The sequence below is a fragment of the Pseudomonas sp. R4-84 genome, from assembly GCF_054130985.1.
Genome location: NZ_CP096390.1, coordinates 1716614 through 1733403 on the forward strand (window position 1 = coordinate 1716614; position 16790 = coordinate 1733403).

The window sequence follows — 16790 nt, forward strand, 5'->3', positions numbered from 1 at the left end:
AGTCTCGATGAAAATTACAGTATTCGGTAGTGGATATGTTGGGCTCGTCACGGGAGCTTGTCTGGCTGATGTCGGTCATACGGTGATGTGCATTGATATCAACAAGGAAAAAATTGACGCCTTAAACTGTGGTGTCATACCAATATACGAGCCAGGGCTTGACGAGCTGATATTGAATAATGTCCAGGCCGGACGTCTGAGATTCTCCACCGACGCTGCAAAAGGTGTCGAGCATGGCTATCTCCAATTCATCGCCGTCGGAACACCGCCGGACGAAGATGGTAGGGCTGATCTGCAATACGTGTTGGCCGTTGCTAAAACTATCGGTCTTTACATGGATAATGAAAAGTTGATCATCGATAAATCGACGGTTCCGGTAGGGACCGCTGATCAGGTGAAAGCTGTTGTAAGGCAACAACTTGAAGCCAGAAATAAAGAAATAGAGTTCAATGTTTGCTCTAATCCTGAGTTTCTCAAGGAAGGAGCAGCTATTGATGATTTCACGAAAGGACCTCGAATCATCGTTGGCACTGATTCGGAAAAAGTCGCCAATGACATGCGCCAATGCTATGCGCCATACAATCGTAATCACGATAAGATCATGTTTATGGATGTTCGTTCAGCGGAGCTTACCAAGTACGCAGCGAATTCTATGCTCGCCACTAAAATTAGTTTTATGAATGAATTGGCTAATTTGGCTGAATGTCTCGATGCAGACATTGAAAGTGTACGCCTTGGTATCGGTTCCGACCCCCGGATCGGTTACCACTTCATTTATCCAGGCTGTGGGTATGGCGGGTCCTGTTTTCCCAAGGATGTCCAAGCACTGGCTCGTACTGCTCAGGAAGCGGGCTATCAGCCTGATTTGCTGCTGGCTGTCGAGGCGGTCAATAATCGCCAAAAGGATATCTTGTTTAAAAAATTGGCACAGGCTTTTGATGGCCAGCTCAAGGGCAAATGCGTCGCCCTGTGGGGATTGGCCTTCAAGCCAAATACCGATGACATGCGGGACGCTCCAAGCCGTACCCTTATGGAAGCTTTGTGGGCCGCTGGTGCTTCTGTTAGGGCACACGATCCCGAAGCAATGGAAGAATGTAAGCGAATCTACGGTGCTCGTGATGACCTTATGTTATGCGCTACCAGAGAGGATGCGGTCGAGGGCGCCGATGCATTGGTAATTTGTACTGAATGGAAAGCCTATAGGACGTTAGAGGCTGATTGGCTGAAGAGTACTTTGCGTTACCCTATAGTTGTAGACGGGCGAAATATCTTCAACCCTACCGAGATGACCAAGGCCGGGCTGCTGTACTTTGCGATTGGCCGAGGAATTTCTAACCGTGACTGCCAATAATCACAAGGAAGTTCAAAACGTTTTAGTTACCGGGGCTAACGGCTTCATCGGTAGGGCTCTTTGTCATAGGCTTTTGTCGGAGGGCTATAACGTATCTGCAGTGGTTCGCCAGTTGTCTAAGCCGATCGACAGGGTCAATTATTTGGTGGCCGATCTTGAGCGTTCCGATGACCTTAGTCTAGAGGGGTTGGGCATCGACTGCATTGTTCATTTGGCGGGACGTGCTCACGTGCTGGGAGAAAAAAATGCTGGCGCCCTTGAGTTGTATCGTCTTGCGAACCGAGATGCGACGGTACGGCTTGCTCAGCTGGCTATTGCTGCGGGTGTGAGGCGTTTTGTTTATATCAGCTCGATAGGCGTCAACGGATCAGAAACCTGCACAGGTGCGTTTGATGAGCGAACCACAGCTCACCCTCACGCTGACTATGCCGTTTCGAAATATGAAGCGGAATTGCAACTCAATGCAATGATGAAAAGCTTACCTATTGAGTCTGTTATCGTTCGTCCCCCCTTGGTTTATGATGTTCAGGCCCCAGGAAATTTCGCCAGGCTCTTACGGTTGGTTTCGAGCGGGTTACCACTGCCTTTCGCCGCTCTGGACAATAAGAGAAGTATGATTTCCCTTAAGAATCTGGTGGGGTTTATTGAGTTGTGTGTCCGTCACCCCGATGCCGCTCAAGAGCTCTTTCTTGTATCTGACGGGTGTGATCTATCTACGACCGATATAGTAAAGTTGCTCGCTGAAGGGATGGGCAAGCGGCCATGTATGTTTCCTATTCCGGATAGCTTGGCTTTATTCGGAGCCAAACTGATTGGTCGCCAGAATTTGCATGTGCAGCTCTTCCGTTCGCTGCAAGTTGATTCATCCAAGGCCAGGCGTTTGTTGGGCTGGAATCCAGAAGAGGATGCACGGGCCGCGTTGATTGAAGTGGGAAGCAGTTGGAATCGGCGGTACTCCCGTTGAGATACGACTGTCGCTAAATCCGGTTTTAGATCCGGGTCACACGTTGGATGTCGATATGAATGTTATGTTGTCCCTGTTGTTTGTCGGTTTATCCTGCGCGCTCACTTGGTTGCTACGTCGTTACGCCTTGTCGCGCAGTATGATTGATGTGCCCAACGCCCGTAGTTCACATACCGTTCCGACCCCTAGAGGCGGTGGTGTGGCCATTGTCCTTAGCTTTCTGTTGGCTCTGCCTGTTTTGGCTGTTGCCGGGTTTCTGACCTGGCCAACCATGTACGCGATGCTTGGGGCTGGCATGGGCGTCGCTGTTCTGGGTTTTCTGGACGATCATGGCCACATCGCTGCTCGCTGGCGGTTACTGGGGCATTTCGCGGCTTCGGTATGGGCGTTGTACTGGCTAGGTGGGTTGCCGCCAATCACATTGTTTGGTCTGGATTTGGAGTTGGCTTGGTTTGGACACATCCTCGCGCTGTTCTACCTTGTCTGGGTGCTTAATCTCTACAATTTCATGGATGGTATTGACGGCATTGCCAGCGTGGAGGCAATTTGCGTTTGTCTAGGGGCGTGCCTGCTTTATTGGTTGGGCGGTTTTGACTCCTTGATTGTCGCTCCTCTCGCACTAGCGTTGGCTGTCGCTGGTTTCCTTTTTTGGAATTTCCCTCCCGCACGTATTTTCATGGGGGATGCGGGTAGCGGCTTCCTCGGGATTATCCTGGGAATGCTGTCGCTGCAGGCTGCCTGGGTTTCATCCAAATTGTTATGGGTTTGGCTGATCCTTCTCGGTGTTTTTATAGTCGACGCAACCGTCACCTTGCTAAGGCGGCTGCTTCGTGGCGACAAGGTCTACGAGGCCCATCGTAGCCATGCGTACCAGTTCGCCTCCCGCCGTTACGGTCGCCATCTACCTGTAACACTCGCGGTGGGGGTAATCAATGTCTTCTGGCTATTGCCCCTGGGCGCCTGCGTTGTGCTGTTGAACTTAGACGGCGCGTTGGCTTTGCTCATAGCTTACGTACCTTTGGTGTTGCTGGCTTTCAAGTTTCATGCGGGCGAGCTTGAAAAGGCCTGATTTCAAGCTAGGTTCGCTTTTTTCGGTTATGGATTGTCCAACGCACGATGGTTTGCCACCGGCGTAAGAGCGGACGGGGTTTAGGAGTTGGCCAGGGTGCAGGAAGGATTCATGGATAAATTAAGAACAGTCTTGTTGGGACTCCCGAGGCGCCATAAGCGAGCAATCCAGGTCGCCATGGATATTGTGCTGGTCTGGATTGCGCTGTGGCTTGCATTTGTCGTGCGATTGGGTGTTGACGCGTTGATAGCACCGATCGAAACGCATCTGTGGCTGTTCGCATCGGCTCCACTGGTCGCCATTCCTATTTTCATCCGTTTCGGCATGTACCGTGCTGTCATGCGTTACTTTGGTAACGATGCGCTGATCACTATTTGTAAAGCAGTCAGCCTCTCGGCGCTGCTATTGGCCTTGGTGGTGTATTGGTACAGCAACCACAAGACTGTCGTCCCGCGCTCGATTATCTTCAATTATTGGTGGTTGAGCCTGATCATGATCGGCGGGCTTCGTCTCGTGATGCGCCAATACTTCCTGGGCGACTGGTTCACTGCGGCGCAACATGTGCCCTTTACCAACCGTGACGATGGCCTACCCAAGGTCGCTATCTATGGCGCCGGCGCAGCAGGCAACCAGCTCGTCGCCGCGCTGCGTATGGGACGGGTGATGCGGCCCGTTGCGTTCATAGACGATGACAGCAGCATCGCCGATCGCGTAATCGCAGGGCTCCAGGTCTATCAACCCAACCACATTCAAAAAATGATCGATGCGACTGGCGCCCAGGAAATACTGCTCGCCATTCCTTCTTCGTCACGTGGGCGCCGTCGAGAAATCCTGACCCTGCTTGAAGGCTTCCCACTGCACGTACGCAGCGTCCCGGGCTTCATGGACCTGGCCAGCGGCCGGGTCAAGGTGGACGACATCCAGGAAGTGGATATCGCGGACCTTCTAGGACGTGATGCAGTGCCGGCGCAGCCTGATCTATTAGAACATTGCATCACAGGCCAGTCGGTCTTGGTCACGGGGGCCGGCGGTTCGATCGGCTCAGAGCTTTGCCGACAGATCCTTGCGCTGAAACCCACCACGCTGCTGCTTTTCGAGCACAGCGAATTTAATCTCTACAGCATTTTGTCCGAACTGGAACCGCGAATCGCTCGGGAGTCTCTATCTGTTCGCCTATTGCCGATCTTGGGTTCGGTCCGCAACCAAGAGAAACTGCTTGATGTGATGAAGATCTGGAACGTCGACACGGTCTATCACGCAGCCGCCTATAAGCATGTGCCTATGGTTGAGCACAACATCGCCGAAGGTGTCTTGAACAATGTAATCGGTACCCTGAACACTGCACAGGCTGCATTGCAGGCGGGTGTGTCGAACTTTGTCTTGATCTCCACCGACAAGGCTGTACGCCCGACCAATGTAATGGGTAGCACCAAGCGGCTCGCTGAGCTGACGTTGCAAGCATTGAGTCGTGAATTGGCCCCGGTATTGTTTGGTGATCAGGCCAACGTCTCACGAGTTAACAAGACCCGCTTCACCATGGTCCGCTTCGGTAACGTACTGGGCTCCTCCGGATCGGTTATTCCGCTGTTCCATAAGCAGATCAAATCCGGTGGGCCGTTGACCGTCACCCATCCCAAGATCACGCGATACTTCATGACTATCCCCGAAGCAGCTCAACTGGTGATTCAAGCCGGTTCCATGGGCTTGGGTGGAGATGTGTTTGTGCTGGACATGGGCGAGCCGGTGAAAATCGTTGAGCTGGCGGAGAAGATGATTCACTTGTCTGGCTTGAGCGTTCGCTCCGAAAAGAATCCTCACGGTGACATCGCTATCAAATTCACCGGCTTGCGCCCCGGCGAGAAGCTTTATGAGGAGTTGCTGATAGGCGATAACGTCGTCGCTACCCAGCATCCAATGATCATGAGTGCCAATGAGGACTTCCTACCTTGGGACGTCCTCAAGCTGAGGCTGGCAGATTTACTCATCGCCATCGAAGAAGACGATTACGCACGAGTCCGTCAATTACTTCGCGACACCGTCAGTGGCTACGCCCCGGACGGAGAAATTGTTGACTGGATCCACCAGCAGCGCCATCTTGAGCCCTGATTGTTACACACCTCGTAACATACGCACTTTTGACAGCAAGCCAGCATCGCCTAAGTTTGAGAAGCAGCTTTGGAAAAGCTGCTTCTCTCTTAACGATGTCATGGAGCGTCACTTATGCGTACAGGCTATTTCTACTCGCTGATTTTTGCCTTCCTCACCAGCGCCTCGATTGCTGTTATTGCTGCCCCAGCGGTCAAGCCGGAGTCGGTTGCTTCGCCGTTGACGGTGGAGCAGCCAGTGAAAAAGCAAGGAGCCAAGGTAGATCTGAACGGGGCAGATGCCGCAACGTTGCAGCGCGAGCTGTCAGGGATAGGCAAGGGCAAGGCCGAGGCGATTGTTGCATATCGGGAAAGTAACGGGCCTTTCTCTTCGGCGGACGAGTTGCTTGAGGTCAAGGGAATCGGTAAAGCGCTTCTCGACCGCAACCGTGACAAGTTAGAAATAAACTGAGGCGTACCGAGGCCGGTCAATGATCGGCCTCGGTATGATTGGCTCAAGGATAGGCCTGCCGTATATCTGAAAATTTTGTTCATGATCCAGGCTCGGCTGCACTTCTGCACCGCTGTGAATCGCTCGAAGGCGTTTACAACAATGCAACTCTCCATAGCTGACGAAACGCCCAACGGTTCTTCCAGCAAATCCATTATGCCATCAGCGCCCCAACTGTTTGTCAGCTGCATCTTGACGCAGCATTTGTATCGTGAGTTAAAAAATCTGGATACATTATGAAAACATTGGCAGTATGCATTCCAGCACACGAGCAAAATGGAGCTCGTATGGACGCATAGGAGCAACCTGGGCAATGCAATTCGAAAAAATAAACATCGGTCAAAAAACTGTCGGTCATGCTTTTGTTTATCGACCGGAAATCGATGGCCTTCGCGCAGTAGCAGTTTTAAGTGTTTTGTTCTTTCATGCTTTTCCCGAATGGCTTCCGGGAGGTTTTGTAGGTGTAGATATTTTTTTTGTTATATCTGGATATTTGATTGCTTCTATACTAGTAGCAGAGCTGCGTGACGATAAATTTTCATTTCTCCGGTTCTATGAGCGTAGAGCGCGTAGGTTGTTGCCGCCATTACTGCCTGTGCTCATCGCAACTATAATAATATTCTATTTTATTTTAAATAAGACGCAGTTTTCTGGGTTTGTAAGTAGCTTGAAGGCAAATGCGATCTTCATGTCGAATTGGTATTTTTTGAAGTCGTTATCATACTTTGATTCTCCTGGTGCGCTTGCGCCGATCTTACATACGTGGTCGCTCTCCGTAGAAGAACAGTTTTATTTTGTTTTTCCAGCAATGTTGCTTTGTGTGATGGTAATTGGTAAAAGGCTCTTGCTTCCTCTCGTCGTAATCATGCTAGCTTGTTCGCTATGCTATTCCGTGTACTTAATGAGTGACGACCAAAAAGATGTTGCTTTTTATAATTCAGTGGCGCGCTTTTGGGAGATTTTGGTAGGAGTCGTTCTAGCTACGATTCGGAAATATGATCTGTCAAGAGGGGTTGAAAATTTTCTAGAGTGTGTTGGGGTAGGGCTTATTGTTACTGCTATCATCGCATTCGGACACGATTTACCTTTTCCCGGTATGTATGCGTTAGTTCCCACCATTGGTGCTGCGTTACTAATCCTCACCAAGGGTAATGGCGTCGTAACCAGAATTCTCGCGAGTAAACCTATGGTTTCCATAGGGTTGGTATCTTATGCCCTTTATTTATGGCATTGGCCTTTGATGGCCGCTGTGCGGGTTCTTGATCCTACTCCTGCGGCTTGGCTGATGACTATAATATTGCTCATCTCCGGCTTACTCGCCTGGCTGTCTTATATATTCATAGAACGCCCAATTCGCTCCAAGCGAATTTTTTCAGGCAAGGCCCCTGTCTGGTCTTGTGCGCTGATTGTAGTCGTTGGTTCTTATGCGGCAGGAGCGTATTTTACCAATCCCAAGGCAGTAGCCCATCAAGAGACGGCGTATGCAGCAGTTTCAAGAGTAATCTATCCTGACGCCAAGGTAGAGATACTTGATAGGATTGAGGAGCGAAGAGAATTCTACATGCAAGCCATGAATCTGAATTTCAATGGTAAGTCGGGTGAGTTTGATGAAACAAAATTCAAATTTTGGACGTGCAGTTTTGATTTCGGTAATACCGCTAGTAAGCTCATTGAATGCCTTGTGAAACAATCAGGCGTGGATAACGTTTTGGTTATGGGGGATAGCGTCGGAAGGGATACGACACATGCCTTGAGAATCGCGTTTCCTAATAAAAACTTTATTATGCTTCATCAGTCCAGCTGTCCTCCTGGAACAACCAAGGTTTGCTTTAAGGAGCAGCAAAAAATATTGTCGGCTCTTAGTAGTCAAGTGAATGTTAGTGCGGTTGTAATGAGCTTTCGTTATCGTCCGAGCGACTACAGAAGTGTAGAGGCTGGAATAGTGGAGGCCAAAAAGGTCACCCCTAATGTCTACCTTTTTGGATTGTCTCCAATGTTTTCACTGCCATTGGCAGATTATTTGAAGTCTCTGCCGTTGCGGGCGATGCCAAGCGCGACGATCAGCGCTACTGACAAAACAATGCTCGCTTGGAAGTTGGATGAGCTGCTTTCCGAAGCCAAAAAAATGGCGGATCGACACGGTATAAAGTTTGTAAACGTGCTTCCGTTTTTTTGTGAAGATCAGTTATGCACCCTTTGGGTGGGTAAGCAATACGGGGAGCCTCTTTACTTTGATCAGTTGCATCTCACTGCGCCCGGTATCCAATCGTTTTCTTCTTATTTAAGAACCAAACCTGAGTTGGCCGATTTTCTGTAGCGCGGAAGGCCGCCGCTGAACTAATTTCCCAGTTGGGACTGATCAAAGGACCTGCGCCATGTACAAAGACTACCCAGCCGCCTACCAGGTCAGCAAAGGCTCTGCCCTCCAAGTGGACAAACCCTTTTACGACCGCATCCGCACCCAGCAGAACAAACGCACCCTGATCGAGCAGTTCGAAGTCCCAATCCGCACCGGCCGCGCCTGGCATGTGCCGGCCGGTCATGTCTTTCGCGTGACCACCCCGGTCGGTCCGCAAGTCGGGGATTTCAACGTCTGGAACGCCCACGATCCACGTGAACGGTTGTGGGCGGCGCGGACGCGGCAGCTGCAGGGCGCTCATGTCAGCACCTATGATCGGTTGTGGTCGAACCTGCCATTTCTGCGGCCTTTGGTAACAATCACCGATGACAGCTTGGCCAACTACGGTATCGACGAACACGGCGGGCGTTTGCATGATTTGCTGGGGACGCGATGTGACCCGTACGTGAACAAGATGCTGACCGGCGAAGATTTCCATCATCACTGCCACTCGAACCTGACGCGTGCGGTGTTGCCCCATGGTTTGACCGAGTTTGATGTCCACGATGTGCTGAATATTTTCCAGTGCACCGGGCTGAATCATGACGACATGTATTTCATGAAAGCCTGTCCGGCGCAGAAGGGCGATTACTTGGAGTTCTTTGCCGAGATTGATTTGTTGTGTGCGCTGTCGACTTGCCCTGGTGGGGATCTGTCGCTGGCGATGTGGGGGCCGGAGGCGCAGGATCCTTTAAGCGTTTGTCGTCCGCTGGGAGTGGAGATTTATCGGTTGGAGGATTCGTTGCTGCAGGGCTGGAGTCAGCCGGAGCGGGCGGCTTACAAAGGGCTGCATGGGTTGCATATTGCCAAGGCGGATTGGGAGAACTAAATACCGCAACGGCGCGAGCGGCTCTTGTGGCGAGGGAGCTTGCTCCCGCTGGGCTGCGGAGCGGCCCCAGATGCGTTGAACACAATAGAACTGACACACCGGGAGGGGTTGGGGGCGCTTCGCGCCCCAGCGGGAGCAAGCTCCCTCGCCACGAAAAGCGGGTCAGCGATCCTTCGCTTCTTTCGCATCCATCTCGGCATTGCGCTCGGCAACACGTTTGCGCTGTTCGTCCGTCAGCTCGACCTTGTTGGCGGTGTCGCGCAGCATCATCAGACCACCCACGATCGAGCCGATGGCGACGATCAGGATTAACCAGGCATACCAGGGCATAGGGCTCTCCTTGAGGGGGCAGTGGCCGGGCGAAAATTTCGCTGGCCATTGCCTCTACCACTTATGAGCGAAGACGGTTCGCAGTGGTTCCATACTACGCCGGTTATGCCGGGTACACCTTATAGCCCGGTCAACATCGCATCGACCGGGGCATCGGCACGCAACTGTGCGGTCAGCACGAAGTACACGAAGCCCACGGCCATGAAGCCGATGAATATCAACCCGATCAGGGCGTTGAACCAAGCCATTGCCACCAGGCACACCACCGCCAGGGCCAAGGCGATGCCCGGCACGATCGGATAGCCCGGCGCGCGGAAGGTGCGTTCCAGGTTGGGCTCGGTTTTGCGCAGTTTGAACAGGCTGAGCATGCTCATGATGTACATGACGATGGCGCCGAACACGGCCATGGTGATCATCGCGGCGGTGAGGGTCATGCCGCCGAGGTTGATCAGGCCGTCGCTGTAGATGGCGGCGATGCCGATCACGCCGCCGGCGATTATGGCGCGGTGCGGGGTCTGGAAACGCGACAGTTTGGCGAGGGAGGCGGGCAGGTAGCCGGCGCGGGCCAGGGCGAAGAATTGGCGGGAGTAGCCGAGGATGATGCCGTGGAAGCTCGCCACCAGGCCGAACAGGCCGATCCAGACGAGCATGTGCAACCAGCCGGAGCTTTCGCCGACCACGGTTTTCATGGCTTGGGGCAGCGGGTCGTTGATGTTGGAGAGGGTGCGCCAATCACCGACGCCACCGGCGAAGAACATCACGCCCATGGCCAGCACTACCAGGGTCAGGATGCCGCTGATGTAGGCCTTGGGAATCGTGCGTTTTGGGTCCTTGGCTTCTTCGGCGGCCATGGCCGCGCCTTCGATGGCAAGGAAGAACCAGATCGCGAAAGGGATCGCCGCGAACATCCCGGCGATGGCCGGTGCGCCGAACACGTCGGAACCGGCCCAGCCGTTCAGGGCGAAACTGCTGAAGCTGAACGCTGGCGCGACCACGCCCATGAACACCAGCAGCTCGGCGACCGCGAGTACGCAGACGACCAGTTCGAAGGTCGCGGCCAATTTCACCCCGAGGATGTTCAGGCCCATGAATACGATATAGGCACCCACGGCGGCGTGTTTCGGATCGAGCGCCGGGAATTGCACGTTCAGGTAGGCGCCGATGGCGAGCGCGATGGCGGGTGGAGCGAAGACGAATTCGATCAAGGTTGCCAGTCCAGCGATCAAGCCGCCTTTCTCGCCAAAGGCCCGACGGCTGTAGGCGAACGGTCCGCCGGCGTGGGGGATGGCGGTGGTCAGTTCGGTGAAACTGAAAATGAAGCAGGTGTACATGGCCGCAACCATGAACGATGTCACCAGAAAGCCCAGCGTGCCGGCCACGCCCCAGCCGTAGCTCCAGCCGAAGTACTCGCCGGAAATCACCAGGCCGACGGCGATGCCCCACAAATGCAGGGTGCCAAGCGTGGGTTTGAGTTGTGTGTTCATTGGTGGCTCCCCTCGATAAGTAGCAAAAGCGCTGGGGAAGGGCAGTGCAGTGGGCGTGCCAGTATGGTTCGGGCGGTCGTAATGGAGAAAATGGTGTCGTATCGGGGATGTTCGCGGCTGGATAGGCTGGGTTTGTGCCCCAGTTCGGAGCGCTGGTACCTGGGTGGGCGTCATTGCGAGCAGAGATTACGGTGGGCTACTGGCTCGGTTGAGCCAATTAAGGAATCGCCCTACGCGCACCGCTTCTTTTCCTGACTTATTTCCCCAGCCGTCCTCGGCACAGTCTCGCGCCCACTCCTGCGTTGCGAGATGTTTACATGCTCCCCTACGACAAAATCCTTGCCCAGGGCAACGTCATTGGTTCGCTGGTGATGGCGGTCATGAACCCGGATCACCCCGATATCGAAGCGGTACTGCAGGACTTTCGCCATTGCCTGGGGGACTACGACACGTGGGCAGAGAAGTTATGGAGTGGCCGGACACTGGACATCAAGCAAGTGTTCAAGGTGGGCAACGAGGTGTCGCTCGCACCCGCGAAGGACGGCGGCAAACGGGTCAGCTCCGTGGTGACAGCGTGTCCGGCGCAAGGTCCATTGACCCTTGTGCATATGTTCCAGGCATCACGTTTCGTGCCGATCGGCGACACGCCGGTGGTGTTGGAACCGATCAGTGTGAACGCGCAGGGGAAGGAAACGTTTGGCGAGCCAGTCCGTCACGTCATCGGCCCCAGCGGCATCTTGGAAATCCCCAAATGCGATCGCGGCCGGCGTTACCGCATCACCTTTTTCCCTGATGTTACGACCGATCATGTGAAGGCGCTGTATGCCTCCTACCACCTCGTGATCGCCGAACTCGAAGGTTGGCTGAAAGCCGAGTGGAACGAGTTTCAACCGCTGTGGAAAGAGTTCACCGAAAGCGGTTTCGTGAAGCGTTTTAACGTGTTGCAAGAAGCCGAACAGCGCGATTTTGAAAGAGTCCTCCGTGGACTGTGGGACAACGTCAAACAGATTTTCAATCTGTTGGCGGACCTGCAGTCCAACAGTGAAAAGTTGCTGGAATACCTCACCGGGGCCGAGCTTGAGCAACTGCTGGAAACTTCGTCAGAGGCGATCGCCAAAGCGCTGATGATCCTGAGCGATGAGCCCTTGCTCTTCGTCTACACGGCGGCGTTCACCACTTGGCTGCGGATGCTGCCGCCGCAGTACATGGCCGAAGTCATGGGGGAGATGCGCACCGAGATTCTGATCAATTTCCTATTGGCGGCTGTCACCGGCGGCCTGGGTTTGGGTCTGCGCCTGAGCGGCAAGGCGCTGCGTTTGGTTCGTTCGGAACGCGTCCGCGCATGGTTGCAGGCCTCGAGCCAACGCCTGGGCCAACTCGGTGGCGACAGCCTTAACGCTCATGCCGATGTGCTCAAGCCGGTCGTGATTGCGGGGCGAGGACCTTCAGTGGGGCCGGCGCCTGTCAGACCCTTGCAAATCACCACGGGAGACTCCCCACCTCTGTCGGTCAGCAATCCTGCCGCGATCGTGCGGGAAAAATCCCAGCCGTCTACGCAACTGAGCAAACAAGAACACCACGACGACGCCCCCGCCCAATCGAAAAACCCCAACGGCGACCCCGCCGACAGCGCCGCCCAGACCCGCACCGACGGTTGCCCGGTGTCCATGGTCACCGGCGAAGAGCTGCTCACCCTCGAAGACGGCACCCTCGACGGCCGCTTGCCCTTCGTCTTCACCCGCCTCTACCGCACCAGCGCCGCCGACCTGGACATCGGGCTCGGCCGCGGATGGACCCATGCCCTGGCCCATCGCCTGTTGATCGACGGCGAGCAGGTGACCTGGATCGACCAGGAAAACCGCCGCACCACGTTTCCCCGGCCCAGCCTGCAACGCCCCGCCATCCACAACAGCCTGGCCCGCGCGGCGATTTACCTGAGCAACGAGCCGGACGAATTGATCGTCGCCCAGCCCGGCGAAGACGCTCCTTTCCTACATTTTCGCGACGGCCATCTGACGGCCCTGAGCGATCGGTACGACAACCGCCTGACCGTCCAACGCAACATCTACGGCGACATCAGCCGCCTGGACAACGGTGCCGGCCGCTGTTTGCGTTTGCGCTATGAGCATCGGCATCTGGTCGCCATCGAGTATCAGAGCTTCCACCCGGCGCTGACCCTCGACGAAGCCTGGCGCACCGAACAGACCCTGGTGACCTACCGCTACGATGCGCGTTCGCGCCTCATCGAAGCGACCAACGCCGCCGGCGAGAGCGAGCGCTACGACTACGACGACCAGCACGTCATCCTCCAGCGGCAACTGGCCGGGGGCGCGAGTTTCTACTGGGAGTGGCAAGGCCTCGGCCCGGCGGCGCGCTGTGTCCGGCATTGGGCCTCGTTCGCGCAGATGGACAGCCGCTACACCTGGGGCGACGACGGCAGCGTCACGGTCCGGCATATCGATGGCAGCCAGGACGTGTATGTCCACGACGACCACGCGCGGCTGGTGCGCCAGGTCGATCCCGCCGGCGGCGAACACCTCAAGGCTTATGACGAACAGGGCCGGCTGATCGCCGAGCAAGACCCGCTGGGCGCCGTCACCGAATACCGCTACGACGAAGTCGGACGGCTGGTGGCGCTGATTCCGCCGGAAGGCGAGCCCACGTCCTACGAATACCGAAACGGTTTCCTGCACGCCCGGACCCGCGGCAAGGCCGTGTGGACCTACTGGCGCAATGCCCAGGGCGACATCATCGAAGTCGTCGACCCGGCTCGCCAAAGCACTTGGTATCACTACGACGACCAGGGGCAACTGAACACCATCAGCTACCCGGACGGCGGTGCCCATCATTTTGTGCGAAACCCGTTGGGCCAACTGACGGAAGAAATCCTGCCGGACGACGGCCAGCGAGTTTTTACCTACGACGCCCTGGGCCGCCTGCTGACCCGTCAAGACGAACGCGGCGCCATCACCCATTACCAATGGGACGCCGTGGGCCGCTTGCTACAGACCACCCTGCCCACCGGCGCGACCCGTGCATGGACCTACAACGCCTACGGCAAGGTCACCGCGGAACGGGACGAACTGGGGCGCATCACCCGCTACGAATACGCCGACGATCTGCACCTGGTCAGCCGCCGCCTCAACCCCGACGGCAGCGAACTGAAGTACCGCTACGACTCGGCGCGGCTGTTGCTGACCGAAATCGAGAACGAATCCGGCGAAAAGTATCAGCTGGACTACACGCCCAACGGACTGATCCGACAGGAAACCGGCTTCGACGGCCAGCGCACCGGCTACGCCTACGACCTCAACGGCCACCTGCTGGAAAAGACCGAATTCGGCGCCGACGGCAGCCAGCGGATCACCGCCTACCAACGCGACACCGCCGGCCGCCTGCTGCGCAAGACCTTGCCCGACGGTGCCACGGTCGAGTACGGCTACGACGCCCTCGGGCGACTGATCAGCGTTGAAGACGGCCATTGGCCGCTGGCCTACGAATACGACAACCAGGACCGCCTCGTCGCCGAACACCAGGGTTGGGCGAGCCTGCATTATCGCTACGACGATGTCGGCCGGCTGGTCCATTGCCGCCTGCCCGATCGCAGCACCCTGGATTACCGCCACCTGCGAGGCGGGGCGCTGATCGCCATCGACCTCAACGGCACGTGCCTGACCGAACACCGCTTCAAGGGCGGCCGCGAACGCCAGCGCCAGCAGGGCCAGTTGCTCAGCGACTACAGCTACGACGAACAGGGTCGCCTCAAGGCCCAGACCGTGTGGCAAAGCCAGCAAAAACAACTGTTCTGGCGTGACTATTCCTACAGCGCCAACGGCAACCTCGCCGCGCTTTCCGACACGCGAAACCGACGCGGCTACCAGTACGACGCGCTGGATCGCCTGGTGCGCATCGACTACGCCCACAGCCAACCCCCGGAACACTTTTCCCACGACCCGGCCGGCAATGTGTTGTTCAACGACCGTCCCGGCCCGACCACCCTCAAGGGCAACCGCCTGCTGATGGAGGGTGATCGTCACTATGACTACGACGCCTACGGCAACCTGGTCCGCGAACGCCGCGGCCATGCCCAGTGCCTCGTCACGCAATACCGCTACGACAGCCAACATCGGCTCATCGGCGTCACCACCCCCGACGAAAGCGAAACCTCCTACCGCTACGACGCCTTCGGCCGACGCATCGAAAAGACCGTGGACGGCCTTACCACGGAATTCATCTGGCAGGGCGACCAGGTCATCGCTGAAAGCAGCGACCGTCACTACCAGAGCTACGTCTATGAGCCCGGCACCTTCCGCCCCCTGGCCCTGCTGGAAGGCGCAGGCCCGGAAAAAGCCACGCCGTTCTACTACCACCTCGACCACCTCGGCACCCCTCAGGAACTGACCAGCCACCAAGGCGAAGTCGTCTGGGCCGCGCGCTACAACGGCTACGGCAAACTCACCGAACTGCGCCACGGCGACGGCAAGCGCCTGGAACAACCGCTGCGCTTTCAGGGGCAATACCACGACCGGGAAAGCGGCCTGCATTACAACCGGCACCGGTACTACAATCCGGAGACGGGGCGGTATTTGACGCTCGACCCGAGCAAGCTGGCGGGTGGGTTGAATGGGTACCGGTACACCCTGAACCCGACGGGGTGGGTGGATCCGTTGGGGTTGGTGGATTGTCCTGGGAGCGGTGGGTGTAAGCCGGCGGTTGGGGTTGAGGAGCCGACAGATAAGGTTGGGGTGAACGAAGGGGGCCCTGAGTCCCCAGGCGCCAAGCCCAAAGCTATCTATACCTATAGAGGCGACACCAGAGAACCGTGGGAAATTTTTGACGAAGGCTTCGAACCATTAGGCTTTAGTACTGATTTATTCCTTCACGCTAAGGATAATCGGAGTCCCCCCAGCATCTATGTGAGCACCACCACTTCGATGAAGGAGGCGAAAAAATTTGCAACGGGGTACGGGCTCGAGTCAGGGTATGTATATGTATTAAAAAATGTGCCAGGCATTGATGTTAATAAAAAACTTGGTCTGCTCTCACCCCATCGGAAGGAATTGGAGATAGCAGTTCCTGGCGGTGTCGATAAAAAAGATATAGTTGGCGCAACTCCCGTGGATTCAGATGGAGCTTTCGTGGGCTATTCGATACCTAATTTCAAAAGGTGATATATGATTATTCGTGAGGTGGCAGTTGAAATAGGCAGCTCTTTAAAGACTGCGAAATTTAAATGCGATCGGAAAACCAACATGATGACCGTGCTGATGCCGGACGGGTCAGAAAGATCTTATACCGACGCTGACCTGTATATGTGCTTTGGAAAAGTCAGGGAAGATTACCCGGATGTAAAATTTTTATGCAAGGGCTCGAAGCTTAACGTACACCCTTCGCGGATGTCTTCGCAGATGTCTGGAGGGATAATCGCTTACGAGGTTACTGCTGGTGAACCGGCGGACGACGATAGAATCGTAAATATCTTTGATTACGAAGATAGAGATTTAACAAACAACATCCAAGAGCAAATCAACTACTATTTGCATTGGATGCAATCATTAAATAAAGATGATGTTCCGAGCATATAAGGCAGTGCAGTGCCTCCTCGGCGTGCCTTAGGACTGACCAGCCATCAGAGCGAAACTGTTTGGTGGCGCGCTAAAACGGCTATAACAAATCCAACAGGGACATTCCGATACACTCTGAAATCACAACAAACTGGATACAGCTGGAAGAAGCATTAGCGAACGCGCTAAATAAAATAAAAAAGATA

The 16790-nt window shown here is 55.3% G+C and carries 11 protein-coding genes; 9 read left to right on the top strand and 2 right to left on the bottom strand.

All coding sequences use genetic code 11. The features are described from left to right. Window positions 1-7 precede the first annotated feature (7 nt). From M1D68_RS08065 to M1D68_RS08095, 7 genes are all read left to right on the top strand, one after another. Window positions 8-1351 carry a UDP-glucose dehydrogenase family protein gene (locus tag M1D68_RS08065; RefSeq protein WP_434650385.1) on the top strand — a complete coding sequence of 448 codons (1344 nt, stop codon included), beginning with the start codon at window positions 8-10 and terminating at the stop codon, window positions 1349-1351. Continuing rightward, on the top strand, window positions 1338-2315 hold the full coding sequence (locus M1D68_RS08070; RefSeq protein ID WP_434650387.1) for an NAD-dependent epimerase/dehydratase family protein: 978 nt from the start codon (window positions 1338-1340) through the stop codon (window positions 2313-2315). Before M1D68_RS08065 ends, M1D68_RS08070 begins: the two co-directional genes overlap by 14 nt. A 55-nt stretch (window positions 2316-2370) precedes the next feature. Then, window positions 2371-3384, top strand: coding sequence for an MraY family glycosyltransferase (locus M1D68_RS08075; protein WP_434650389.1), 1014 nt, complete (start codon window positions 2371-2373; stop codon window positions 3382-3384). Window positions 3385-3495: 111 nt separating this feature from the next. Beyond that, the gene (locus tag M1D68_RS08080; protein ID WP_434650391.1) at window positions 3496-5490 is read left to right on the top strand and encodes a polysaccharide biosynthesis protein; all 1995 of its coding nucleotides are present in this window, start codon (window positions 3496-3498) and stop codon (window positions 5488-5490) included. Between the two features lie 114 nt (window positions 5491-5604). Further along, window positions 5605-5940 (top strand): ComEA family DNA-binding protein, encoded by a 336-nt coding sequence (locus M1D68_RS08085; RefSeq protein ID WP_434650393.1) that lies wholly within the window; start codon window positions 5605-5607, stop codon window positions 5938-5940. Between the two features lie 352 nt (window positions 5941-6292). After that, window positions 6293-8296, top strand: coding sequence for an acyltransferase family protein (locus tag M1D68_RS08090; RefSeq protein WP_457969932.1), 2004 nt, complete (start codon window positions 6293-6295; stop codon window positions 8294-8296). Window positions 8297-8354: 58 nt separating this feature from the next. Then, window positions 8355-9206, top strand: coding sequence for an urea carboxylase-associated family protein (locus M1D68_RS08095; RefSeq protein WP_434563097.1), 852 nt, complete (start codon window positions 8355-8357; stop codon window positions 9204-9206). Window positions 9207-9368: 162 nt separating this feature from the next. Here the strand turns inward: M1D68_RS08095 and M1D68_RS08100 are convergent, their stop codons facing one another. After that, window positions 9369-9536 carry a DUF2897 family protein gene (locus M1D68_RS08100; protein ID WP_003183831.1) on the bottom strand — a complete coding sequence of 56 codons (168 nt, stop codon included), beginning with the start codon at window positions 9534-9536 and terminating at the stop codon, window positions 9369-9371. A gap of 119 nt (window positions 9537-9655) precedes the next feature. Further along, window positions 9656-11020 (bottom strand): ethanolamine permease, encoded by a 1365-nt coding sequence (eat, locus tag M1D68_RS08105; protein WP_457969935.1) that lies wholly within the window; start codon window positions 11018-11020, stop codon window positions 9656-9658. A 317-nt stretch (window positions 11021-11337) separates the two neighbouring features. On the opposite strand from eat, the gene M1D68_RS08110 reads away from it, so the two are divergent. Together M1D68_RS08110 and M1D68_RS08115 are read left to right on the top strand one after the other, a co-directional pair. Beyond that, window positions 11338-16191 (top strand): RHS repeat-associated core domain-containing protein, encoded by a 4854-nt coding sequence (locus tag M1D68_RS08110; protein WP_457969937.1) that lies wholly within the window; start codon window positions 11338-11340, stop codon window positions 16189-16191. Window positions 16192-16194: 3 nt separating this feature from the next. Continuing rightward, window positions 16195-16605, top strand: coding sequence for a hypothetical protein (locus M1D68_RS08115; RefSeq protein WP_457969939.1), 411 nt, complete (start codon window positions 16195-16197; stop codon window positions 16603-16605). Window positions 16606-16790: the final 185 nt, after the last annotated feature.